We start from the raw sequence: 23,916 nt of genomic DNA on the forward strand, positions 1-23,916 counted from the left end.
AAGGTAAACAAAAAAGATGAATAAACATTGCTTTTTGTTATCTTAACTGATATCAACATTTTTTAATAAACAAATATACACTTATAACAACCCAAAAATTGGCTTATAATTTCATCAATGTTTTATTAACTAAAAAACGTCTTACAAGTAGTAAAGCGGAAATTGTTAAGCCAATACCAAGAGCTATCCACATTCCAAAAGCTCCCATATTTAGGTTGATGCATAAATAATATCCTAATGGTAAGGTAATTAGCCAATAGGCGATAAATGTAATAAAACTAGGAATTTTAACATCTTGCAATCCTCTCAAAAGACCTAACGCCGTAACTTGGATACCATCTGAAAGTTGGAAAAGAGCGGCAACAATCATCAGTTGAGAAGCTAAAACTAATACCTCCACATCTTCTTTTTTAGTAAAGAAAGTAGGAAGAACTTCTCTACCAAGTATGAAAACCATACCGCAAATTAGCATAAATAAAAATACTATTTTCAGGTTGTTAACACCTACTTTTTTTACTTCGTCAAAGTTTTTTTCGCCTACTTTATTACCAACCATAATGGTGGAAGCTACACTAAACCCTATACAAAGATTAAAGGTAAAAGAAGCCATACTCAACGCAATCTGATGAGCGGCAATATCTCTAGCACTTACTTTACCACAAATAAAAGCAGCCGCAGCAAATGCAGTAACCTCAAAAAACATTTGTAAAGACATCGGAAATCCTAATCTAAGGAGTTTGGTAAACATTTGTTTCTTAAGTAAACTTAGTTTTAAACTGAAGTCTTCCATATATCGGCGAGTCACTTTCTCTTTTTTCATTACGAAAAATAGAAAAAACATCATGAATATTCTCGCAATGAGTGTGGCATATGCAGAACCAGCAACTCCAAAACTTGGGATAATCCAAAAGCCTTTTATCAAAATATAATTTAAAATAATATTGATGATATTAGCAATAATGGTTGCCTTGGTAACTCCAATAGTAAATGAAAGCCCTTCTGAAACCTCTCGCATAGTTTGAAATATCATAAAGGGGAAAATACTTACCACAACTATTTTAAGGTAGGTTTCGGCATCAGGCATTATGTGAGGAGGCTGGTCAAGGTGATACATCAATGGGCTAATACCAAAAATCAGTAGAATGAGAAGAATCCCAATACTAACATTTACAATAAGTCCGTGACTAAAAACTTGGTTAATCTGTTGATGGTCTCCTCTAGTTTGGGCTTCCGAAACCAAAGGAGGAATAGCCAAAGAAAATCCCAAAGCCACTACAAAAATGGAAAAAAATATGCCGTTTGCTAAAGAAACCGAAGCCAGTGCGTCGGCTCCTAGTAAGTTTCCTACAATAATATTGTCAAATAAATTAACGGAAACTTGCCCTACCTGTGTTAGCATCACGGGTAAGGCAAGTTTCATAAGTCGTTTGGTATAAACCGTATCTAAGAAAGACATAACATTATGATAAGTTTATAAGGCTAATATTTCTCCTGTTATTTTTTAACAAAGTTGGAAATATCATTCTCGCTTACAGGATTTTCGCCTAATATAATTAGCCTTTCCACGACATTTCTTAACTCACGAATATTACCTGTCCAATCATAGTTTTGAAGAGCTTTTAGAGCTTCCTTACTAAATTCTTTTACAGGACTACCATTCTCAGAAGCTATATTTTGTGCAAAATGTTCCACAAGTAGAGGTATATCTTTTTTCCTATCATTAAGAGCAGGAACTTGTATTTCTATTACCGAAAGTCGGTGGTATAAATCTTCTCTAAATCGTCCTTCCTCTATCTCTTTTTGTAAGTTTTTATTAGTTGCTGCTAAGACTCTTACATCTATTTTTATTTCTTTATCACTTCCCACAGGAGATACTTTATGTTCTTGTAAGACTCTGAGCACTTTGGCTTGTGCCACCAAACTCATATCACCTATTTCGTCTAAAAATATCGTTCCTCCATTAGCTTGCTCAAATTTACCAGACTTATCCTTAACAGCACCTGTAAAAGAGCCTTTCATATGTCCGAACAATTCGCTCTCTATCAATTCTGAAGGTATTGCAGCACAGTTTACCTCTACCATGGGGCCTTTGGAGCGTTCACTTTGGGAATGTAAAGCATGAGCGACAAGCTCCTTACCAGCACCATTAGGTCCAGTAATGAGAACTCTAGCATCAGACGGAGCCACTTTATCTATCATATCTTGGATTTTCTTAAGGGCTTCCGAGCTACCAATCATTTGGTATTTTTTATTTACTTTTTTCTTAAGCTGAGTATTCTCCTTCTTTAAAATTTGATTAGAAGCTTTGAGTTCCTTTCGCTCCAAAGTATTTCTTACACTCGTGATAAGTCGGTTAAGATCTATAGGTTTTTCTATAAAGTCGTAAGCACCTTGTTTAAGGCATTGCACCGCTGTATTGATGTCTCCGTGGGCAGAAATCATCACAAAAGCAGTATCTGGTTTTATTTCCAATGCTTTTTGTAAAAGTTCTGTACCTGATACTTTAGGCATCTTTATATCGGATATTACTAAAGAAAAATCTTCTTTTTCTATTAGTTTATAGGCCTCTAATCCGTCATCTGCTACTAAAATTTCATAATCTTTAACTTCCTCAGAAAGAATATTTTTAAGCAAGCCTGAAATAGCTTTTTCGTCTTCTACAATTAATATTTTTTGCATAGAACAAAGATAGTTATATTTAAATTAAATTCTAAATTATTGATAATTTCTCGCACCAAATATGGCAGACCCAACTCTAATAGAATTAGCTCCGCATTCTATTGCCAACGGAAAATCACCACTCATACCCATAGATAGAGTATTTAATTGATGAGAATCTGAAAGATAATCATATAACTGCTTCAGAAAAGAAAATTCTCTTCTGATTTGTGTTTCATCATCGGTAAAAGTCGCCATTCCCATCAACCCTTGTAATTTGATATTAGGAAATTCGCCTTGTTTTATTTTAACACATAACTCTTTTACTTCATTAATTTCCATACCTGTTTTGGTATCTTCTTCTGCAATTTTAACTTGAAGCAAAATATTGATGATTCTATTGTGTTTTCTTGCTTGTTTATCTATTTCCTGTAATAGTTTTTCCGAATCCACACTTTGTATGGTGTGGACAAAAGGAGCAATATATTTAACCTTATTGGTTTGTAGATGCCCTATAAGATGCCACTGTATATCACTTGGCAACTCAGTATGTTTGGCTACCAACTCCTGTACTTTGTTTTCTCCAAATACTCTATGCCCCAAATTGTAAACTTTTTGTACATCTTCAACTGGATAAGTTTTAGAAACCGCTACAAGATTTACAGTTTTAGGAATTTGTGATACAAGTTGGGTATAATTAGTTTCTATAGACATATAACGCAAGATTATAACAATATTGAGCAAAAATAAAAAAAACCGCCATATGGCGGTTAAAAAAAATATTGTTGAAATTATTTTTTTAGTAGGTCTCTTATTTCTGCTAAAAGTTCTTCTTGTGTAAGTCCTGCTGGAGCTTCTTCTACTTTTTCTTCTTTCTTCATTTTGTTAATACCTTTAATCATTACAAACAAAACAAAAGCTATACATAAGAAACTGATAACAGCAGAAAGGAAACTTCCGTATTTAATGCCATTCCAAGACAATTGAGCTATATTTTCTGCCCCAATTTTTTCCAGCATCGGACTCAGAAGTGCAGGCGTAATAACATCTCCTACAAAAGAGTTTACAATCTTTCCGAAAGCTCCTCCTATAATTACACCGACAGCTAAGTCGATAACATTGCCTTTAACAGCAAACTCTTTAAATTCTTTGATAAATCCCATAATATTTATTATACTCGTTGTGCATTTTAAATAATACTGATTTTTAGATGATTTAATTTTCTTTGGAACTCGTTGTGCATTTTAAATAATACTGATTTTTAGATGATTTAATTTTCTTTGGAAGATAAATTTATTGATATATTGAATAACCGTTGCGGCGGTTATTTTACTGATTATCCTTGTTTTAAAGCCTTCAAAAGTTTTAGCATAGTTTCTTTTAATCATAAATTGGTCGCAAAGTTGAGAGAAAAATGTCTCAATTCGTTTTCGCTTTTTCTTGTACAATGAAAATTGAGGAATATAATCTTTCTGATTACTTCTCATTGGTGTATCTAATTTAATATTAGCATAGTTAAATAAATCTATTTGAACTTTTGCTGATAAATAGCCTCTATCTCCAATTAAAGTACAGTTTCGCATTTGCTCACCAATATCTTTTAAATAGTGGATGTCGTGAACGGATGCAGGGCTTATATCAAAATTCTTAATCAACACCATTTAAAGAACATACTGCGTGTAGTTTATAGCCATAGAAATATAATTTCTGTGAAGCACAATAACCATATGTTGGTGAAGAATAGGATTGCTCTTTACAAATTTTTGAACGAGTAGAACGAGCGTTTTCACAAACTTTCATTGGCATGCTATCAACGATAAAAATATCTTCAAACTCATTGAACTCCATCGAAATACGCTGTCTAATTTGCTCTGTTTGTAGGGATAGTCTTCGTTTTCGCTTATTGTAAACACTTCTTTCAATTTTGTTTATCAGAGAGTTTGGCAATTTTCTAAATAACTGTAATTCGCTATCAATACTCAAGTATTCAGCAGTAATATTAAGACTTATGACTTCTAAATCGCTCATTTTAGGTGTTCTTCTCTGATAACTAATCAGTTGATTTTCTGAAAAAAGTCCTAAAACTTCCAAAATTCTTTCATATATTTGCTCTAAGTTGTTCATTTATATCGTTTTATAGCAAAAACAATATACTGATTTTCAGTCTAATAAACAACTCTTGTTTTTTTCATTTCATAATGCACAACGGGTTTATTATATTTTCTTATGGACAAAGATATTAAAAAATGTTAATCAACCTAAATTATTCTTTGTTACTTTGAATAAGGTTTTTAAATAAATTAGAATTCGTAACTTTTATTATAAAAAATTAACATTATCCTCATAATCTGACTCTTTTTTTTAGAAATAAGAGAATTTGGCAAGAAAATTGATTACAACAAATTACTTTTTGCAAAAAGTCTCAAAACTAATAATCATTTGTAGATTTATTTAGTATTAATTTTAAATTTTATGACAAATGATAACTTTTTCACAAAATCAAAACGAACAAAAAGCTCTAGATGAACTCTTATTTGCAGGTAGAAATAAAGCCTATGGAGCCTATTCTCTTAGAGCAGAAGCTGATTATTATCTCAAAAAGGCTTTATTTTCAGGAGTGGCTGTATTTGGAGTTTTCATTGGAGGGACCTATGCTTATTTGCAAACAAAAAAAGTACATATTACTACCAATAAAGGCGTAGAAATAGAGCTAAAACCTATTGAGCCCGTAATAAAAGAGGATAAAATAGTTAAACCAATCGTACCCAAAGTACAATCGGTTAAGGAAGTTGAAAAAACGGTAGAAGTTAAAACAGTGGATACTCGTGTTCCTACACCTACGGCTAATCCGCCTATAGAAACGCCTTTACCAAGTATTAAAACTCTACAAACAGCTGCATCTGGTTTTGAAAATAAAGAAGGAATTATATCTACCACTAGTATTGCACCTACCAAACCTAACATTGGAAATGGAACTGTTACTAATAATACAGTGCCAGAAGTAGTTAAACCCAATAATGTTATAGAAACCGTAGTGGACGAAGATGCTGTATTTATGGGAGGTATAGATTCTTTTAGAGCTAAAGTAGGTGAGAATTTTGATTATGAAGCAATGGCTGGAGAGGAAGGTCTTGTAAAAGCAATGGTAACATTTGTGGTAGAAAGAGATGGTACTATTACCAATGTGAAAGCGGAGGGACAAAACAATATGTTTAATAAGGAAGCTGAAAAAGCCATAAAATCTGTCAAAGGTAAATGGACTCCTGCTAAAATTAAGGGAGAGGCGGTACGTTCTTACTTCAGAATTCCTGTATCTATAAAGTTTGAATGATAAATAATTACAATTTTTGACCAATTAATTATCCACAATTACCTTAAAATTGTGGATAATTTTTTTATAAGTTTAAAGTATTCATTACAAACAAATTAACATATTTTTATATTTTGAAAATTGAGACTGCATTAAAAAAATTGTATTTTTGGGACTTAAATCAAAAATATGGGTAAAATAATAGGTGTTGCTAATCAGAAAGGTGGTGTAGGGAAAACTACAACTTCCGTGAATTTGGCTGCGGCATTAGGCGTTTTGGAGAAAAAAGTTTTGATTATAGATGCAGACCCTCAGGCTAATGCCACTTCTGGGCTAGGCATAGAGGAAGTACAGTATTCTACTTACAATCTTTTGGAGCATAGCGTTACAGCTAGAGAATGTATCGTGCCTACGAGTTCTCCTAATTTAGACATTATTCCGTCTCACATAGATTTAGTTGCTGCCGAGATAGAGCTTGTAGATAGAGATAACAGGGAATATATGCTAAAACAAGCCTTAGAAGAAGTTAAGGACGATTATGACTACATCATTATAGATTGTGCTCCTAGCTTAGGACTTATCACAGTTAATGCACTTACTTCCGCAGACTCTGTTATTATTCCTATCCAGTGTGAATATTATGCACTAGAAGGTTTAGGTAAACTACTTAATACCATCAAAAACGTCCAAAATATACACAACCCTAATTTGGATATAGAAGGGCTTCTTCTAACAATGTATGATGGAAGGCTTAGGCTATCCAACCAAGTCGTAGAAGAGGTAAACACTCATTTCCCTGATATGGTTTTTGAAACCGTTATCAATCGTAATGTAAGGCTTAGCGAAGCTCCTAGTTTTGGAGAAAGTATCCTAATGTACGATGCCGAGAGTAAAGGTGCCATACAGTACATACAACTTGCTGAGGAAGTTTTACTTAAAAACGAAGAAAAAGTATCAAACTAAAAACATTAAATCTAAATCATTATTAAATGAAAGATAAAAAAAGAGCCATGGGGCGAGGTTTAGGAGCGATATTGAATGCTGAAAAAAAGGCAGCCATAAACACTGCTACAGACGAAGGTGCTAAGCAGATTATGGGAAGTATCGTTGAGATTAACATAGAGGATATTTACCCCAACCCTAACCAGCCTAGAACTTACTTTGACGAAGACGCTCTTAACCAATTAGCACAATCTATCAAAAACCTAGGGGTGATACAACCTATCACGCTTAGAAAAGATGGAGCTAAGTTTGAAATTATTTCAGGGGAACGAAGATACCGAGCTTCCCAAATAGCAGGATTAAAAACTATACCTGCATACATTCGTTTGGTAAACGACCAAGAGCTCCTAGAAATGGCTCTTGTGGAAAATATTCAACGAGAAGATTTAGATGCTATCGAAATTGCTTTAACTTACCAAAGATTGCTTGAAGAAATAGGTATGACACAGGAAAACCTAAGTCAGCGTATTGGTAAAGAAAGAAGTACGATTACTAATTATATCCGCCTTCTAAGATTAAGCCCAGAAGTACAAGGAGCAATTAGAACAGGAACAATTTCAGCGGGACACGGAAGAGCCATCATAAGCCTTCAAGACGAAAAGCTACAACAAGAGTTATTTGATAAAATTATCAAAGAACAACTTAATGTTCGCCAAGCAGAAGCCGTAGCATCTGGACTAAAAAATCCTAAAGAGAAAAAAAATAAAGTAGAAAGAGAGCTTCCTAACCATTTAAAAAGAACTCAAAAATCCCTTTCTGATTTACTAGACATAAAGGTAGATATTAAAGCCTCTGCCAACGGAAAGAAAGGAAAAATAGTTTTTGATTTCAATAATGAAGAAGAGCTAGAACGAATTTTAAATGCTTTTGAAAAATAAATTAATGTCTAAGGTTTTTAGTTTTTTAGCTTTATTGTTCGTTTCGCTAGGGTTAGCTCAGAACACTAATGTAGATACTCTTGGTATTTCCAAAACAGAGACTGAAGTAGTAAAAGCTAATGCTAATAAGCCTATTCTAAAAACTTACAACCCTACACTTGCAGGGCTTTATTCTGCGGTATTACCGGGTTTAGGACAGTATTACAACAAAAAATATTGGAAAATCCCTATTGTATGGGGTGCAGTAGGTACTAGCGTGGGCATTGCTATTTGGAATCAAAACAATTACGAACGCTATCGAAAAGCCTTTGTAGCAGAGCTTAACAATCAGCCACATGAATTCTCTGGTATTAGTGGTATAGATGCTACCGTTCTTGGGAATACACAAGACCGTATGAAACGCCAAAGAGATTATGCCATTGCTATTTCGGCAGGAATTTACATACTCAATATTATTGATGCCGTTGTGGACGCTCATTTACACGAACAAAGAAACGACCCAGATTTAGCCATTGCTCCTACTCTACTTAGTGACCAATGGGGCTTACAAAACGGAAAATTAGGGTTTTCACTCAATTATAGATTTTAAAAAAACAAACTTATGAAAATTGCACTAGTAGGATATGGTAAAATGGGGAAAATTATAGACCAAATAGCTACCCAAAGAGGACATCAAGTAGTCGCTAGGCTTAACGAATCTCCTACCCTAGAAAATCTTAATCAGCCCGATGTGGTAATAGAATTTTCTAATCCAGAAGTCGCTTTCGAAAATATCAAAACTTGTCTTGAACTTAATATCCCTGTGGTTTGTGGTACAACAGGGTGGTTAGAAAGAAAGCCTGAAATAGAAAAAATAGCAGAAGCCAACAAAACTGCATTTTTATATGGGTCTAACTTTAGTCTTGGAGTGAATTTATTTTTTGAACTAAATGAAAGACTTGCTCAGCTAATGAATAACTTTGGAGAATATGGTTGTCAGTTAGAGGAAATTCATCACACCCACAAAAAAGATGCTCCTAGTGGCACGGCAATTACCTTAGCAGAAGGTATTATAAAACATACTGATTTTGACAGCTGGAAACTAGACGAAACTAAAGATAAAGCCTTAGGCATTACAGCCATAAGAGAAGACGAAGTACCTGGCACTCACAGTGTTTTCTATCGTTCTGAAGTTGATGAAATTGAAATCAAACATACTGCTTTTAACCGAAATGGATTTGCACTAGGAGCCGTAATTGCTTCCGAGTGGATTATAGGCAAACAAGGAAACTTCAGTATGAAAGATGTTTTGTTTCAATAAATAATGATTATATTCAATAAAAAATAAACCAATGGATTATATATTAAAATATACCGTTTTTGTACTCATTCTTTCTGTACTAATGGGTGTTTCCACATGGAAACTATTTAAGAAAATGGGATACAATCCTATTTTTGCTTTTATACCATTTTATAACTATTTTATAGTTTTAAAAGAAACCGAACAGCCGAAATGGTGGGTAGTATTATCCTATTTCCCTATTGTAGGTCCTATTATGATGTCTGTTTTTCACTTACATCTTATGAAGAAATTTGGGAAAACAGATATTGTAAGTCAACTTCTTACGGTAGTATTACCGTTTATCTATATGGCAACGGTTAACTACAACCCTAAAACTGAAATTGAAGAAAAAGACACCTTCTATCTAAGTGGAGAAGAAAAGGAAGAGAAAAAAGAATCTTTCTTAGGGTCTATTACCTTTGCGGCGGTGTTTGCTACGGTTATACATACTTTTATTACTCAGCCGTTTGGTATTCCTACAGGGTCTATGGAGCGTACTCTGTTGGTGGGAGATTTCTTGTTTGTTAATAAACTCAACTACGGCTATAGAATGCCAATGAGACCTTTAGCTATCCCATTTTTGCAAGGAACAATAATGGATACAGGAGAGCCTAAAAATCCAAAAGACGACCCTAAATCTTATGTAGAAGCCGTTAAGCTACCTTATTTTAGACTACCTGGTTGGGAGAAAGTGGAGCGTAGAGATATTGTAGTATTTAACTATCCGCAAGATTCTGTACATACAGCTATAGATAGAAAAGATGCTTATGTAAAAAGGTGTGTGGCTGTAGGCGGTGATGTCTTAGAAGTTAGAAAAGGAAGGCTTTTCATCAATGGTAAGCCAGAGGTTATTCTGGGCGACCAAGAGAACCAAGTTTCTTATCTTGTATATACTTCTCAGCAGATAGATGTTAATCAACTTTGGAATAGGTTGGGATATTTACCTTTACAAGAAGGAGCTACTGCTGATGGTTATGTTTACCATTTCCAAGGGCTTACAGATAAGTTGTTAGCAGATATTAAGCAACTCCCTGAATTTGTAAAAGCGGAAGAAATACTTTCTGAAAAAGGTGAAAAAACAATTTCTTACCTTAATCCTCAACAGACTAAAATTGATACGACTAATACCATTTTCCCAATCAATAGAAATTGGAATCAGGATTGGTACGGACCTATCAGAATTCCTAAAAAAGGAGATGTGGTAAAAATCAATCAAGAAACACTTCCTGAATACCAATGGATTATTTCTAAATATGAACACAATAAACTAGAAAACAAAAATGGAAAAATCTACATCAATGGTAAAGAAGCTAATGAATACACCATCAAACAAGATTATTACTTTATGATGGGAGATAACCGTGATGCTTCGTTAGACGCAAGATTTTTCGGATTTGTGCCAGAAGAATACATCGTAGGAAAACCAATGTTTACTTGGATGAGTCTGCAAGGTGTCTTTGATGAAGGACCTAAAAAAATAAGATGGGACAGAATGTTTAAAGCTACTAATACAGGAGAAGCTCACAAAACTTCTTATTGGTGGATAGCCACTATCATTCTTGGATTATTTTTCGGTTGGGAGTATATTTCTAAATTATTCAAAAAGAAAAAAGACAACTAGATGAAACTATTACCTTTGTTTTACCTCCCTCCTATTTCTTGGTGGTCAGAGTTTTTGTTGGAAGAACCTATAATTTTAGAACAACACGAAAACTTTCCGAAACAAACTTATAGAAATAGAGCTAATATTTATGGTGCTAATGGGAAACTATCCCTTAGCATTCCGATAAAGCATAATGGGAAAAGAGCCTTAAAAGATTTGGAAATTTCCTATGACGAAAATTGGCAGAGTTTGCATTGGAAATCTATAAAAATAGCTTACCAAACTTCGCCTTATTTTGAGTTTTATGAGTCTAAGCTGGAAAAAATATTTCAATCTAAAGAAACCTACTTAAAGGATCTTAATTTAAAGGCTTTAGATATAATTCAAGATATTTTAAAGACAGATAAAACCTTTCAACTTTCCAAAAGCTACGAGAAAGAAATTGAAGGAGAAGATTATAGAGACTGCTTTTCTGCCAAGCAACCTACGTCTTATGATGTAAACGAATATTATCAAACCTTTTCTGATAAGTTGGGCTTTTTAGAAGATTTATCTATTTTAGATTTAATCTGTAACATTGGTCCAGAAGCCACAACTTATATCAGAAATGTTAAACTAAAAAATTAAAATGGTATAATACTTGAAAGTCGGTATTATATTAAGTCTTAAAAAAATAGAAAACAATGAAGAAAATAATGATTGCTGCTTTATTTCTAGCAGGACTGAATTTAACTTTAGCACAAGAAAAAAGAGATAAAGACGCAGAAACTTGGTATCACAAAGATTTCTCCACAACTAATGTTTATGGAGTAAATACCAACAATGCCTATAAATTTTTAGAATCTAAAGGTCTAAAGCCTAAAACTGTAGTCGTAGGTGTATTAGATAGCGGTGTAGAAGTAGACCACCCAGGATTGGCAAAAAATATGTGGAAAAACCCTAACGAAATTCCTAATAACGGAATAGATGATGATGGTAATGGTTACATAGACGATATCCACGGTTGGAATTTTATGGGAGGAAAGACAGCCGATGTAGGTGTAGATAATCTAGAAGTAACTAGAGTAGTTAAGAAATACAAACCTATCTTTGAAGGTGATGACTCTTCTAAAAACAAAGCTAATCAAGCTCAAATGCCTGAAGAGTTTGAAATGTATATGAAATCCAAAGAGATTTTCAATAAAAAAGGGATTGAAGCTCAACAAAGTTTCCAATACTACTCTCAGTTTAAATCTAGAATTTCTGCCATTGCTAAAGTTTTAGGAGATAAAACTCTAACTGCAGAAAATTTAGCAACTATAAAGCCTACTTCTCAAGAGGAAGCAATGTATTTACAGATACTCAACCAAATGGCAGCATCTAAAGAAATGCAAGGCAAAACTTCTAAAGAGGTAGAAGAAACTTTAAGCAAAGAGATTAACGATGCTTTAAAGCATTTTGAAACGCAGGCCACCAAGCAATATAATCTAGATTTTGATACAAGACAAGAAATCGTAGGAGATAATTACGAGGATTATTCTGAAAAATACTATGGTAACAACCATTACGAAGGTCCAGATGCTCAGCACGGAACTCACGTGGCTGGTATTATTGCTGGATATCCTCATGGTAAAGAAGTGCAGTATGGTGTAGCATCTAAGGTAGCTAAGATAATGACCGTAAGAGCGGTACCAGACGGTGACGAAAGAGATAAAGATGTGGCTAACGCTATTAGATATGCCGTAGATAATGGAGCTAAAATCTTAAACATGAGCTTTGGGAAACCTGTTTCTCCAGGTAAAAAATATGTTTGGGAAGCCTTTAAATACGCTCAAGAAAAAGGAGTACTCCTTGTAAAAGCAGCGGGTAACGAAAACGAAAACATAGAAGAAAATGTGTACTATCCTACTAACTTTTACAAACCAACTGATGAAAAACCTTTCATAAATAATATGATAGTGGTGGGAGCCAGTACAAATGATAATGAGTTTCTAAGAGCTGGTTTCTCTAACTATAATGGCAAAATGGTAGATGTATTTGCTCCTGGAGATAAAATCTACTCTACCGTTCCAGATGGTAAATACGAATACCTACAAGGTACTTCTATGGCTTCGCCGGTAGTAGCAGGTGCAGCTGCGGTGCTTTTAGCTTATATGCCTAACCTTACTCCAGAGCAGATTATAGAGTCATTAGTAAAAACGGCTAATAAATCTACTGTAAATGCTATGACTAACTCTAATACTAACAACCGTTTTGATTTAATTTCTAGAGGTGGTGGTGTTATAGATACTTACAAAGCAGCAGAATATGCTTACAATAATTTCTACAAAGCCACTCAGAAGTCAGAAACTCCAAAGGCAAGTAAAACAACTATAAAAAAGAAAGTGAGAAAATAATATTTTCTTAATCTTACTTTAATCAATAGAAGTCATCAAAAATTTTTGATGACTTTTTTATTTTTAATTTTCAGATGAGGCAACCTTTTTATTATTTTGCCGTCTTATGAATAGAAGAAACTAATAACCGTGATTTCAAAAGAGACTTTTGATTTATTAAAACAAAATAACCGACTCGCACAAAAGCAAGTTTATGATGCTTTTTCGGGTAAAATGTTAGCCATAGCAAAATCTTACACTAACAATTTATCCGATGCAGAAGATGCTTTATTAAAGGCTTTTTATACTGTTTTTACTAAAATAGATACTTGTAAAGGAGCAGAGTTTTTCATCTTTTGGTTAAGAAGAATTGTTATAAACGAAGCCATTAGTATCGTACGAAAACAGAAGCACATTTTATACATAGAAAAAGACATAAATGATGACCTACAAGACGAACCAGAAGATATAGAAACACAAAATCATTTATTGGATATTCCGATAGAAGAGTTGTTATCAGAAATGCCCTTGGGCTATAAACTTGTGTTTAACCTGTATGTATTTGAAGAAAAAAAACACTCTGAAATTGCAGAAATACTCAATATAAAAGAAGGAACTAGCAAAAGTCAATTTAATAAAGCTAAAAAGTGGCTCAAAGAATTCATCACTCAAAAACAATCTTATGGAAAATAAAAATTTAAAAGATAACTACGAAAATCTTTCCGAAAAGCCCTCTCCTATGCTATGGGAAAGACTAGAAGAAAAATTAGAAACAAACGAAAAAGCAACTCCTATCTTCAGCATCAAAAAAATGATGAGATACGCTGCTATATTTTTGGCTTTAGTCAGCCTTGGAGGTTTATTATGGAAATTAAATACACCTAGCATTCCCGAACAACATAGCAATGCTATTGTTTCTAATCAAACTACCACTACAAAAACACCAGTGGAAAGCACTACCGAAAATACCACTCCACAAGAAAATTCACTAATAGAAAAAAAGAATGAAATAGAAATTAAACCTCAATTAAAAGTAGAAAAAAACAATCATCAAATCATTGCTAAAAATGACCATGCAAACAAAGACAGTTTAAGGATTAAAAAATTAGAAAATTCTGAAATTTTAGTTAAATCTTCTGAAGAAAAGAAAGAAGAAACTTATGTAACAGCTGACCAACTACTCTTTGGTAGAGAAATAGGCAAAGAAAAGAGAAATCAGTCAGAAAATAAATCTAAACTTGGGAAAGTAGATAAAAAGGAAGCTAAAGAAAATATGTTCCCTATTGAAATTAAAGAACCTAAAGAAGTGGAAGTGCTTGGTGTAAAAGTGTATTCAAAAGAAAAATAATATATAAAATTAGATTAAAAACTTATCACACTATGAAAACTCAAATTTTATTATTTAGTATTGTAGTAGGCTCGTTTATGGTGTCTGCTCAAGAAAACAAACTGAAAACTTACAGCAAAAAAGTAGATAGCATTGTACTATCAGAAAAACAACTTATGAATAAAGAAATAGATTCTTTGGAAACTCTTTATTCTGATAAAAAACTTTCACACGAAGACCTTTTAAGCCAAAAGTCAGAAGTTGCCCGTAAGTACGAACAACGCATTAACACCAAAATCCAAGAAGAGAAAAAAACTCTAGAAGAATTCACCAAAGAGCAGGTAAGACACAGAGTGCTTTCTCCCGAAAATGATACTATAAGAGGTTTTTTTGTTATAAGAAAAAACAGCATAGATATTAGATCTAGCAAAAAGAAAACCCCAGCTTCATTGCTTAAAAAATCTGGGCTATCTGTCTCCTACGCCTTTCTCAACTTAACTGAAAATGCGGGAAGCCTTAATCCGTTTGAAACCGCCTCTAATATGCGTATAGGCAATTCTCATAGCTTTGAGGTACAAGCCAGAAAGGAAAGACAAATAGGCAATACCACCAGTCCGTTATTCATTCGTTACGGATTAGCGTATAGATCAGATACCTATATGCCGAAACGTTCTTTAGTTTTTCAACAAGAAAATAGACACCTCCAACTGTCAGAATTTCAAGAAGGCTCTTTAAAACGCTCTAAACTTCGCCATGCCTATCTTACATTTCCTTTAGAATTTCAGTATGTGCTGAATCCTAGTTATACAGAATACAAAGGGAAGTCTTATCTAGATAATAGTAAAAAACAATGGCGTATAGGCTTTGGAGCTTACGGAGGTATCAACCTAAGAAGTTTAATCAAAGTGAAATATTACAACGAAGACGGAAAGTTCAAAAAATACCAAAACAAAGTAGATTATGGCGTAAATTCGTTTCTATTCGGAGCTAAATTTAGTCTAAGTTATGGTGGGTTTAATCTTTTCATTAAAAAAGACTTCACTCCAATATTCAACGATGAAGCTCTTATTCCTTCTAAAAACGGAATACAAATTGGCTTAGATATTATGAACCTCAATTTCTAAATTCCTTAACATAGATCAATAATTTAGAATTAGAATAAATGTATATTTGCACTAGTAAAATAATTAAACAATGAAAAAAATAGCATTATTATTCGTTATGGCAGGTGGGCTATTAACAGCTCAAACCAAAAATCTAAAAGTAGACAATTCCAACATTAACTGGTGGGGTTATAAGGTAGTAAAATCAGACGCTTCATCTCATAATGGGACATTAGGTTTAAAAAATGGCTCTGTAGTCTTAAAAAATAACCAGTTAGCTGGAGGTACTTTCGTATTGGATATGACAAGTATCAATGCCACAGACCTCACAGGAGAATATCAAACAAAACTCAATAATCATCTAAAAAATGGAGATTTTTTTGAAGTAGAGAAATATCCTACAGCTAATTTTAAAATTACCTCTCTTAAAAAGACTGGAAAAGCAGACTATAATTACCTAGTTACAGGAGCACTTACTGTAAAAGGAAAGACTAATGCTGTAACTTTCCCTGCGAAAATAGGTGTAACTAATGGCGTAGTAACCCTAACTTCAGATAAATTTTCTATCGATAGACAAAAATGGGGAATTGCTTACCAATCTACTATGAAAGACATGGTTATTAAAGACAATATGGACTTACAAGTAAGTTTTACAGCTAAATAACTATTTTAAATTTAATTTAACAAAGAATCCAAGAGTTTACTCTTGGATTTTGTCTGTATATAATAATAGACTATATCTAGAATAAAAGCAGTTCTCAATAATCTACAAAAAAGGATATTCAAACGAATATCCCTTTTTTTGATAATATTTTCTTAGTTAGCTACTTCGGCTCTCATTTCTTTACCTTTAAATTTCATAGAAGAAATATTGTTAAGGATTTCATTTTTAAATGATTTCTCTACTTCAAAGAATGTGAACTTATCCAAAATTTCAATATCCCCAATATCGGCTCTTTTTTTAGATTTTTTAGTTGATTTGTTAATAATATCCAACATATCTACTTTCTTTAATTGGTCTCTTTTTCCTAAATTAAAGAAAAATCTTACCATGTCAGAATTGGATTTTTTACCTTTTCTTCCTCCTCTATCTCTACTTCTTTCTCCCTTATCTCTTCTACCCTCTCTACGGCTTTCCTTGATATCACCTTCTTTTTTTAATTTTTGGTCTGATAAGTCGTTCCTATTTTTATAGTATAACGCCAAATCTCTCAACTGAAACTGTAATAACTGATGCACCAATTCCTCTTTTGAAAACTGCGATAAATCAGGAATAAGACTATCATCAAAATCAAAATAAGTTTCATGTTCTGTAAACAAATGCTCAAATACTCCTGCTACTTGAGCTTTAATGATTTCTTCTCCTTTAGGGATTGGTTTTTCTTTAAGTTCTATTTGTGTTTGAACTTTGATGTGTTTCAGCTTTCTTGTTTCTTCAGGCTTTATAAGAGCCATAGAAATACCATCTTTTCCTGCACGTCCTGTTCTACCACTTCTATGAACAAAAACTTCAGGGTCATCAGGTAAAGAGTAGTGAATCACATGGGTAAGTGAGTCCACATCTAGCCCTCTAGCCGCTACATCAGTAGCTACCAAAATGTCTATATTTTTAAGCCTAAACTTAAGCATCACTGTATCTCTTTGTGCTTGAGATAAATCTCCATGTAAAGCATCAGCGGCATAACCATTCTGCATTAGATAGTCAGCTACCTCTTTAGCTTCCATTCTGGTACGACAGAAAATAATGGAATATTGATTAGGATTAGCATCTATAAGGCGCTTAAGAGCTTCTTTCTTCTGTCTATAATTTACCACATAATATTCGTGGCTAATATTCTTCTTAACAGCATTGATAGAACCTACAGAAATACGGTGAGGATTAGTAAGATAACTTTTAGAAATCCTTTCAACCTCTTTATTCATCGTAGCTGAAAAGAGTAAAGTTTGTTTAGTTTCAGGTGTTTCGCTTAGAATGGTTTCTAAATCGTCTTTAAAGCCCATAGAAAGCATCTCATCAGCTTCATCTAATACCAACCAATGGATACTTGAAAAATCTAATGCCTTTCTGTTAATTAGATCTATCACTCTACCTGGTGTTCCTACAATAATCTGAGGCTTATCTCTAAGGCTACGAATTTGGTCTGTAATACTACTACCACCGTAAACCGCTACAGATTTAATATTAGGTTGATATTTGGAGTAATTTTTTATGTCTTTTGCTATTTGTAAGCAAAGCTCTCTAGTAGGACAAAGTACCAAAAGTTGGATTTTTCTACTAGTGTCATCTATCATATCTAAGATAGGTAATGAAAACGCTGCTGTCTTCCCTGTTCCTGTTTGCGCTAGTGCTATCAGATCTCTAACATCTGATAAAATAAAAGGAATACTTTGTTTTTGGATCTCCGTAGGAGTTTCAAACCCCATTTCGCCAACTGCCTTAAGAATTTCAGGACTTAAATTGGACTCGCTAAATAAATTCATTAAATATTATAAAATTTCTGCAAAGATACGGATTTTTTATTTGATACTTAATTCTAATATTCAGTCTAAGTTTGAATAAGACTTATCCTTCAATAAAAATAGATTATATCAATCTATTGATACTCTTGGCAGTTTGTTTTCGTTGATAATCGTCTAGGAATGTTCTTAACTGCCTAATAACTAGTGGTGCTACATAAACAAGAAGTAAACCTATAGCTCTTTTCTTCCAATTAGGATTTTTAAGATTTTTTTTAGCATAATTGCTCACTGTACCTACTAAGCCTACTTTGAGAAAGCCATCTACAACACTTTCCGCTAATCCTTCATTTTTTAATGTTAAAAGTGAAGAGTCTGAGTTTCTATTAGATACTCTATTTTTAATTTCTTTGGTTACCTCTTTTACAATATTACCTGTATTTATAGAAATTTTGTTAGTGCTACCTTCGTGACTTCTCTCTTCTATAAACTTATCAGTAAATCCTTTAGTTATCAAACTCAAAGAACTTTTAGGATTTTTGAAAGTAATTACTTTTTCCATATCGGAAATTTCATTTTTCAACAAGGATTTTTGAGCTCTTAATTCAGAAAGACTTCTATATTTAGTACCCATATTATTTGTTTATAGATTTTATAATTATATTAGCAATCCCCTCTTTTATAGAATTTTTGAGTAGTAAAAGTAGAATTATTAAAAATAAGTATATCCCAGAGATTATTAGAAAAGCATAAGCCATATTTTGTATATAATAGCCTAGTAGTATAGCTAATCCTATATTGAGAAATATAAATAAAAATAAGAAGAAAATACTTAAAATAACTAAGAAAGCTATATTACCTGCTTTAATAGACATTTTTTCGGTAGCTTCCATTTTTATTAAATCAAGCCTTTTTTGTGCGTAATTCTTAAAGAAGTTTATCATCAATCTTATTTTTGTCTAATTTTTATGAAAAAGGAACTGTATTTCAAGTTCCTTTTTTTATTCGTGTATTTTTTACTTCAAGCCATCTAATTCTGACTCTACATCTTTAGCTACTTCATTAGCTTTATCTACTACTTGACCTTTGTATTTATCATAAGTTTCTTTAACATTAGAAACCACTTTATCTACATTAGATTTAGTTTTTTCTGATAAATCTTGATATTGGTCTTTTACCTTTTCACAAGCTCTTTTATATTCTCTCTCTGCTTGATCTTTTAAATCTTCAGCTTTTCTTTTAAGCTTTTTTCTTGTTCTTTTTCCCTCTTCTGGAGCATAAAGCATTCCTAAAGCAACACCTACAGCTGCTCCTGCTAAAAGACCTACTAATACACCTACTGAGTTATTTCCTCTTCTTGACATAATAATTTATTTTTTAAGGTTAATAATTTAAGTTAAAAATGATATGGTTATCATAACAATAATCATACCATTTTAGCTTTTATTTTTTAAGGCTATCTTCTACAGCCTTCATTTCCTTTACTTTATCTTCTTTACGTAAAGTTTGATAAACTCCTTTTAATAAACTCACAATTTCAGGATTTTTAGGCTCTAAAGAATACCACTTTTCTAAATAAGGTAACCCTTTAGCAAATCTATCCCTTCTATCTTGTAAGATTTTATTAAACTCGTCCATTTTTTTTGCTTTTCTAGCAGCTTCTGCTTTCTCTATAACTTTACCGTCATCACCTAACATATAAACATTATAGAATATACCTTGAATAGCAGGAACATAATCAGGGTCTATTTCTAAAGCTCTTTTAAATGCACCTTCTGCTTCATTTAATTTAGCTTCATCTTTACTTAAAAGAACTCCTAAATTATACCAACTTACTTTATCATTAGGATTAGAAGCAACTACATTTTTTAAGTTATTGATAAACTCGTTGGTTTTCCCTGACTTATAATAAGCTGTACCTTGTAACTCCGATAATTTATTGCTTTTAGGGAATTTTTTAATACCCTTTTCCAGTAAATTTAAAGCGTCTGTATATCTTTCAGAATCAATAAGCAAGGCTGCATTAGTTTCATATAACTCTTGCTCGATACTAGGCGTTTGTTCTGTTCTAAAATCAGTATAATCCGAAGCAGAACCTAATCTCTTTAAAGTTTCAAAACCATTTTTATCTAGATTTTCATCTTGCCCTGTCTTTTTATTTTTAGCCTTATATATGGTTGTAACTCCTGTGTAACCGCTTTTAATTAAATCAGAGTACACCTCTATGGCTTTAGATTTATCATTTGCAAGTGCATAGTTTAGACCTGCATAGTACTGATATAATTTATCATCTGTACCAGCAGCTTTTAGAAGGTTATAAACCTCTAGATATTTAGCAGCAGCCTTTATGTGATCTTTTGCTTGATAAGCTTGATAAGCTTCATCTCCAGCTGTTTTTAACATAGGGTTAATTAACTGTGGTAATTTATCTGATAGTTTAGACACATAAGACTCCTCTTTAAGCCCTGCTATACCGCTAGTCTCAGCAGCTTCCTTCCCTACAAAATAAACTTTGTTTTTATCAGCATCTTTACCTGTATAGATTTTAGACTTACTTAAATCTCCTATTTTACCTAGCCAAGTAGCTCCTTCTGTAGTTTTACCAGACTTTATAAGAGCTACTCCTTTAGAGTAATAATATTGTTCTAATAAACTAGGCTCTACTAAATATGATTTGCTACCAATAAGAACTTCTGCTTTTGAAAGTTCTGCATTAGTAGCCGCGATATCACCTGACTCTATTGCTTTGAACGCGTTTTGAATTTCCTTTTTTTGTGAAAATGCTAGTGTTGTTGAAAACACAGCAATACTTAAAATAACTTTTTTCATACTATTTTAATATATTTATTATTTTTTCTTTGAATACTATTCCTCTGAATTTCCTTCAGACGGATTTACAGTTTCATTATTAGATTCTTCCATTTCTTCGTCCTCTACATCTTTCTCGGCTTCTACCTTAGCTACTGCAGCTATTTCATCGTTATTTTTAAGGTTAATTAGCCTTACACCTTGGGTATTTCTACCCATAACACGCATATTATCCACCGACATTCTTATTGCAACTCCTGATTTATTGATAATCATTAAATCATTACCATCTACTACTGATTGTATCGCAATAAGCTGACCTGTTTTTTCAGTAATGTTGAGAGTAATAACCCCTTTACCTCCACGGTTAGTAACACGATAGTCTTCTACTGCAGTTCTCTTACCATAGCCTTTTTCAGAAACTACCAAAACAGTTTCATTCTCTATATCGTTTACAACTATCATACCAATTACCTCGTCGTTGTCTTCTAGAGAAATACCTCTTACCCCAATGGAAGTTCTACCTACCGCTCTTGCCTTCTCTTCTGGGAAACGGATACATTTACCATTTTTAGTGGCTATCATTATTTCAGAGTTGCCATTGGTAAGTCTTGCTCCTAGAAGCTGGTCATCTTCTCTAATTTCTATGGCGTGTATACCATTGGTTCTAGGCCTAGAGTAAGCCTCCAACGAAGTTTTCTTAATGGTTCCGTTTTTGGTAATCATTACCACATACATCTGCTTAACATACTCAGAATCCTTTAAATCATTGGTTCTAATGTAAGCCTTGATTTTATCATCAGGTTCTATATTGATTAAGTTCTGTATTGCTCTACCTTTAGCTGTTTTGGAGCCTTCAGGAATTTCGAACACTCGCAGCCAGTAGCACTTACCTTTTTCCGTAAAGAATAGCATATACTGGTGATTGGTAGCAGAAACAATGTATTCTAAGAAGTCTTCGTCTCTTGTAGATGCCGCACGGTTGCCCACTCCACCTCTACTTTGAGTTTTGTATTCTGAAAGGAGAGTTCTCTTGATGTATCCAGCGTGAGAAATAGTAAGTACCACTTCTTCATTAGGAATAAAGTCTTCTATGGACATTTCACCTCCAGAATAGTCTATTTCCGTTCTTCTTTCATCGCCATATTTTTCTTTAACTTCTAACAATTCATCTTTAATGATTTGGTAGCGTCTAACTTCGTTGGAAAGAATATCCTCTAAATCGTTAATTAAATCCATAATAGCTTTGTACTCATCACGGATTTTGTCTAATTCCATACCTGTAAGCCTAGCTAATCTTAAATCTAAGATAGCTTGAGCCTGTATGTCCGAAAGTTCAAACTCTGCAATCAACCCTTCTTTAGCAGCTTGTGGCGTTGCTGAATGTCTAATGATAGAAATTGCCTTATCTAAAGTATCTTGAGTTGCAATAACCTTCATAAAACCTTCTAAGATATGAGCTCTTTCTCTAGCTTTTTTAAGCTCATACTGAGTTCTACGAATTACAATCTCGTGGCGATGCTCCACAAAGTGAACGATAATATCTTTTAGATTAAGCTGTTGTGGTCTGCCCTTTACTAAAGCAATATTATTGACACTAAACGATGTTTGTAACGCTGTGTACTTATATAATAGATTAAGGACTACATTAGGTATTGCGTCGTTTTTAAGTTCATAAACCACACGCATTCCTCTCCTATCAGACTCATCTCTAATCTCGTGAATACCTTGTATTTTATCCTCTTTTACCAACTCTGATGTTCTAGCTATCATTTCAGCTTTGTTTACCAAATAAGGAATTTCGGTAACGATAATGGCATTACGGTTTCCAATCTCTTCAAAAGCGACTTTAGCTCTTAATATTATTCGCCCTCTTCCTGTATGGAACGCATCTCTAACTCCATCATAGCCATAGATAATTCCTCCCGTAGGAAAATCAGGAGCGATGATATATTTCATTAACTCATCTATTTCTATCTCCTTATTATCTATATAGGCACAGATAGCATCTACCGATTCGGACAGGTTATGAGGTGCCATATTGGTTGCCATACCTACCGCAATACCAGAAGTACCATTTACTAAAAGGTTAGGTATTTTAGTAGGCAGTACTGTAGGCTCTTGCAAGCTATCATCAAAGTTATTTTGGAAATCAACTGTTTCTTTATCTAAATCTGATAGAATTTCATCAGATATTTTTTTCAGTCTAGCTTCGGTATAACGCATAGCTGCTGGTGGGTCGCCGTCCATAGAACCAAAATTACCCTGACCATCTACTTGCGGATACCTTAAACTCCACGGTTGTGCCATACGTACCATAGCATCATAAACAGAGATATCACCATGTGGGTGATATTTACCTAAAACATCTCCTACAATTCTGGCAGATTTTAAATATTTTTTATTTGAAAAAACTCCCAATCCATACATACCATACAAAACCCTACGATGTACAGGCTTTAATCCGTCCCTTACATCTGGCAAGGCACGAGATACAATAACGGACATTGAGTAGTCAATATAAGAGGACTTCATTTCGTCCACAATATTGATAGGTATTAACCTTTCTCCTTCTTTATGCATAAGTCTTTTTTATTATACTAAATAAATTATTACTTCAATTTTACATTAAAATCAAAGGGCTAATTTACAAAAAATTACCGATTTTTGCAGGATATTTTACTAATTTATTTATAACACACTTAGAAATGAGTATATTAAGTTTAACATTCCATTGTGAACAAGGAAGCATATCCGAATGGAAAACATACTTCAACGAAAGTATCATAAACCATTATAGAGAAAAACAAAATTTAAAACACTATATCGCTTCCGAAGTAGAAACTGAAAGACTACAAGAAGGGACTAATTTTAATCTGTTACTTATTTTTGAAACTGTCGAAGACAGAACGAACTTTATTACAAATGAATTACCTAATATTACGATGGAAGTAGAAAAAATATTCGGAGATAGAGTTTTAGTTTTTGCTACATTATTGAATCCTACTACATCTAATATTTAAAACAGGATTTCATTAAATAAACTTAAAACAGGATTATCACGGATTTTATTTTTATCTCTTTTCTAAAATTTG

Annotated in this window: 23 protein-coding genes and 1 pseudogene; 13 read left to right on the forward strand and 11 right to left on the reverse strand. The window is 33.2% G+C overall.

Annotated elements, in window-relative coordinates; genetic code table 11:
- Positions 1–103: 103 nt before the first annotated feature.
- The 5 genes and pseudogenes from VIX88_RS01410 to VIX88_RS01430 form a co-directional block, all read right to left on the reverse strand.
- On the reverse strand, positions 104–1,456 hold the full coding sequence (locus tag VIX88_RS01410) for an MATE family efflux transporter (RefSeq protein ID WP_064970314.1): 1,353 nt from the start codon (positions 1,454–1,456) through the stop codon (positions 104–106).
- 38 nt (positions 1,457–1,494) lie between these two features.
- Positions 1,495–2,679 (reverse strand): sigma-54-dependent transcriptional regulator, encoded by a 1,185-nt coding sequence (locus VIX88_RS01415; protein WP_214193967.1) that lies wholly within the window; start codon positions 2,677–2,679, stop codon positions 1,495–1,497.
- A 36-nt stretch (positions 2,680–2,715) separates the two neighbouring features.
- Positions 2,716–3,372 carry a YggS family pyridoxal phosphate-dependent enzyme gene (locus VIX88_RS01420; protein WP_064970316.1) on the reverse strand — a complete coding sequence of 219 codons (657 nt, stop codon included), beginning with the start codon at positions 3,370–3,372 and terminating at the stop codon, positions 2,716–2,718.
- A 77-nt stretch (positions 3,373–3,449) separates the two neighbouring features.
- On the reverse strand, positions 3,450–3,821 hold the full coding sequence (gene mscL, locus VIX88_RS01425) for a large conductance mechanosensitive channel protein MscL (RefSeq protein WP_153926862.1): 372 nt from the start codon (positions 3,819–3,821) through the stop codon (positions 3,450–3,452).
- Between the two features lie 81 nt (positions 3,822–3,902).
- A pseudogene (locus tag VIX88_RS01430) lies at positions 3,903–4,782 on the reverse strand (IS982-like element ISRa1 family transposase).
- Between the two features lie 355 nt (positions 4,783–5,137).
- Between VIX88_RS01430 and VIX88_RS01435 the strand changes: the two are divergent.
- From VIX88_RS01435 to VIX88_RS01490, 12 genes are all read left to right on the forward strand, one after another.
- Positions 5,138–5,989: an energy transducer TonB gene (locus VIX88_RS01435; RefSeq protein ID WP_064970317.1), complete on the forward strand. Its 852-nt coding sequence runs from the start codon at positions 5,138–5,140 to the stop codon at positions 5,987–5,989.
- Between the two features lie 168 nt (positions 5,990–6,157).
- Positions 6,158–6,931, forward strand: coding sequence for a ParA family protein (locus VIX88_RS01440; protein WP_014938796.1), 774 nt, complete (start codon positions 6,158–6,160; stop codon positions 6,929–6,931).
- Positions 6,932–6,957: 26 nt separating this feature from the next.
- Positions 6,958–7,848 (forward strand): ParB/RepB/Spo0J family partition protein, encoded by an 891-nt coding sequence (locus tag VIX88_RS01445; protein WP_064970318.1) that lies wholly within the window; start codon positions 6,958–6,960, stop codon positions 7,846–7,848.
- 4 nt (positions 7,849–7,852) lie between these two features.
- A complete protein-coding gene (locus VIX88_RS01450; protein WP_064970340.1) occupies positions 7,853–8,437 on the forward strand; it encodes a DUF5683 domain-containing protein in 585 nt (194 codons plus the stop codon).
- Positions 8,438–8,449: 12 nt separating this feature from the next.
- The gene (dapB, locus tag VIX88_RS01455) at positions 8,450–9,148 is read left to right on the forward strand and encodes a 4-hydroxy-tetrahydrodipicolinate reductase (RefSeq protein ID WP_064970319.1); all 699 of its coding nucleotides are present in this window, start codon (positions 8,450–8,452) and stop codon (positions 9,146–9,148) included.
- A 31-nt stretch (positions 9,149–9,179) separates the two neighbouring features.
- Complete coding sequence (gene lepB / locus VIX88_RS01460; RefSeq protein ID WP_064970320.1) at positions 9,180–10,790, forward strand: signal peptidase I; 1,611 nt, start codon at positions 9,180–9,182, stop codon at positions 10,788–10,790.
- Entirely contained in the window at positions 10,791–11,399 is a 609-nt protein-coding gene (locus VIX88_RS01465) for a WbqC family protein (protein WP_064970321.1), read from the forward strand.
- A gap of 56 nt (positions 11,400–11,455) precedes the next feature.
- Complete coding sequence (locus VIX88_RS01470; RefSeq protein ID WP_064970322.1) at positions 11,456–13,147, forward strand: S8 family serine peptidase; 1,692 nt, start codon at positions 11,456–11,458, stop codon at positions 13,145–13,147.
- Between the two features lie 129 nt (positions 13,148–13,276).
- Entirely contained in the window at positions 13,277–13,819 is a 543-nt protein-coding gene (locus VIX88_RS01475; protein ID WP_064970323.1) for an RNA polymerase sigma factor, read from the forward strand.
- Positions 13,809–14,474: a hypothetical protein gene (locus VIX88_RS01480; RefSeq protein WP_222535129.1), complete on the forward strand. Its 666-nt coding sequence runs from the start codon at positions 13,809–13,811 to the stop codon at positions 14,472–14,474. Before VIX88_RS01475 ends, VIX88_RS01480 begins: the two co-directional genes overlap by 11 nt.
- Before the next feature lie 32 nt (positions 14,475–14,506).
- Positions 14,507–15,577, forward strand: coding sequence for a hypothetical protein (locus VIX88_RS01485; protein ID WP_222535130.1), 1,071 nt, complete (start codon positions 14,507–14,509; stop codon positions 15,575–15,577).
- 70 nt (positions 15,578–15,647) lie between these two features.
- Complete coding sequence (locus VIX88_RS01490; RefSeq protein ID WP_154136782.1) at positions 15,648–16,220, forward strand: YceI family protein; 573 nt, start codon at positions 15,648–15,650, stop codon at positions 16,218–16,220.
- Positions 16,221–16,372: 152 nt separating this feature from the next.
- Here the strand turns inward: VIX88_RS01490 and VIX88_RS01495 are convergent, their stop codons facing one another.
- The 6 genes from VIX88_RS01495 to gyrA all read right to left on the reverse strand — a co-directional run bounded on the left by VIX88_RS01495 (position 16,373) and on the right by gyrA (position 23,404).
- Positions 16,373–18,037 carry a DEAD/DEAH box helicase gene (locus VIX88_RS01495; RefSeq protein ID WP_222535131.1) on the reverse strand — a complete coding sequence of 555 codons (1,665 nt, stop codon included), beginning with the start codon at positions 18,035–18,037 and terminating at the stop codon, positions 16,373–16,375.
- A 103-nt stretch (positions 18,038–18,140) separates the two neighbouring features.
- Complete coding sequence (locus tag VIX88_RS01500; protein WP_222535132.1) at positions 18,141–18,647, reverse strand: hypothetical protein; 507 nt, start codon at positions 18,645–18,647, stop codon at positions 18,141–18,143.
- A gap of 1 nt (position 18,648) precedes the next feature.
- Positions 18,649–18,957, reverse strand: a complete 309-nt coding sequence (locus tag VIX88_RS01505; protein WP_064970329.1) for a phage holin family protein — start codon at positions 18,955–18,957, stop codon at positions 18,649–18,651.
- Positions 18,958–19,029: 72 nt separating this feature from the next.
- The gene (locus VIX88_RS01510) at positions 19,030–19,377 is read right to left on the reverse strand and encodes a YtxH domain-containing protein (RefSeq protein WP_064970330.1); all 348 of its coding nucleotides are present in this window, start codon (positions 19,375–19,377) and stop codon (positions 19,030–19,032) included.
- Between the two features lie 79 nt (positions 19,378–19,456).
- Complete coding sequence (locus tag VIX88_RS01515) at positions 19,457–20,842, reverse strand: tetratricopeptide repeat protein (RefSeq protein WP_064970331.1); 1,386 nt, start codon at positions 20,840–20,842, stop codon at positions 19,457–19,459.
- A 36-nt stretch (positions 20,843–20,878) separates the two neighbouring features.
- On the reverse strand, positions 20,879–23,404 hold the full coding sequence (gyrA, locus tag VIX88_RS01520; protein WP_214193968.1) for a DNA gyrase subunit A: 2,526 nt from the start codon (positions 23,402–23,404) through the stop codon (positions 20,879–20,881).
- Positions 23,405–23,529: 125 nt separating this feature from the next.
- On the opposite strand from gyrA, the gene VIX88_RS01525 reads away from it, so the two are divergent.
- Positions 23,530–23,844, forward strand: coding sequence for a DUF4286 family protein (locus VIX88_RS01525; RefSeq protein WP_214193969.1), 315 nt, complete (start codon positions 23,530–23,532; stop codon positions 23,842–23,844).
- The last annotated feature ends 72 nt before the right edge of the window (positions 23,845–23,916 follow it).

This window comes from Riemerella anatipestifer, from assembly GCF_035666175.1.
Classification (GTDB): Bacteria; Bacteroidota; Bacteroidia; order Flavobacteriales; family Weeksellaceae; genus Riemerella; species Riemerella anatipestifer_D.

Bases quoted from the DNA above. Each gene is read 5' to 3' on its own strand.
- VIX88_RS01410 (WP_064970314.1), bottom strand. From the start codon at position 1,456: ATGTCTTTCTTAGATACGGTTTATACCAAACGACTTATGAAACTTGCC.
- VIX88_RS01415 (WP_214193967.1), bottom strand. From the start codon at position 2,679: ATGCAAAAAATATTAATTGTAGAAGACGAAAAAGCTATTTCAGGCTTG.
- VIX88_RS01420 (WP_064970316.1), bottom strand. From the start codon at position 3,372: ATGTCTATAGAAACTAATTATACCCAACTTGTATCACAAATTCCTAAA.
- mscL (WP_153926862.1), bottom strand. From the start codon at position 3,821: ATGGGATTTATCAAAGAATTTAAAGAGTTTGCTGTTAAAGGCAATGTT.
- VIX88_RS01435 (WP_064970317.1), top strand. From the start codon at position 5,138: ATGATAACTTTTTCACAAAATCAAAACGAACAAAAAGCTCTAGATGAA.
- VIX88_RS01440 (WP_014938796.1), top strand. From the start codon at position 6,158: ATGGGTAAAATAATAGGTGTTGCTAATCAGAAAGGTGGTGTAGGGAAA.
- VIX88_RS01445 (WP_064970318.1), top strand. From the start codon at position 6,958: ATGAAAGATAAAAAAAGAGCCATGGGGCGAGGTTTAGGAGCGATATTG.
- VIX88_RS01450 (WP_064970340.1), top strand. From the start codon at position 7,853: ATGTCTAAGGTTTTTAGTTTTTTAGCTTTATTGTTCGTTTCGCTAGGG.
- dapB (WP_064970319.1), top strand. From the start codon at position 8,450: ATGAAAATTGCACTAGTAGGATATGGTAAAATGGGGAAAATTATAGAC.
- lepB (WP_064970320.1), top strand. From the start codon at position 9,180: ATGGATTATATATTAAAATATACCGTTTTTGTACTCATTCTTTCTGTA.
- VIX88_RS01465 (WP_064970321.1), top strand. From the start codon at position 10,791: ATGAAACTATTACCTTTGTTTTACCTCCCTCCTATTTCTTGGTGGTCA.
- VIX88_RS01470 (WP_064970322.1), top strand. From the start codon at position 11,456: ATGAAGAAAATAATGATTGCTGCTTTATTTCTAGCAGGACTGAATTTA.
- VIX88_RS01480 (WP_222535129.1), top strand. From the start codon at position 13,809: ATGGAAAATAAAAATTTAAAAGATAACTACGAAAATCTTTCCGAAAAG.
- VIX88_RS01485 (WP_222535130.1), top strand. From the start codon at position 14,507: ATGAAAACTCAAATTTTATTATTTAGTATTGTAGTAGGCTCGTTTATG.
- VIX88_RS01490 (WP_154136782.1), top strand. From the start codon at position 15,648: ATGAAAAAAATAGCATTATTATTCGTTATGGCAGGTGGGCTATTAACA.
- VIX88_RS01495 (WP_222535131.1), bottom strand. From the start codon at position 18,037: ATGAATTTATTTAGCGAGTCCAATTTAAGTCCTGAAATTCTTAAGGCA.
- VIX88_RS01500 (WP_222535132.1), bottom strand. From the start codon at position 18,647: ATGGGTACTAAATATAGAAGTCTTTCTGAATTAAGAGCTCAAAAATCC.
- VIX88_RS01505 (WP_064970329.1), bottom strand. From the start codon at position 18,957: ATGATAAACTTCTTTAAGAATTACGCACAAAAAAGGCTTGATTTAATA.
- VIX88_RS01510 (WP_064970330.1), bottom strand. From the start codon at position 19,377: ATGTCAAGAAGAGGAAATAACTCAGTAGGTGTATTAGTAGGTCTTTTA.
- VIX88_RS01515 (WP_064970331.1), bottom strand. From the start codon at position 20,842: ATGAAAAAAGTTATTTTAAGTATTGCTGTGTTTTCAACAACACTAGCA.
- gyrA (WP_214193968.1), bottom strand. From the start codon at position 23,404: ATGCATAAAGAAGGAGAAAGGTTAATACCTATCAATATTGTGGACGAA.
- VIX88_RS01525 (WP_214193969.1), top strand. From the start codon at position 23,530: ATGAGTATATTAAGTTTAACATTCCATTGTGAACAAGGAAGCATATCC.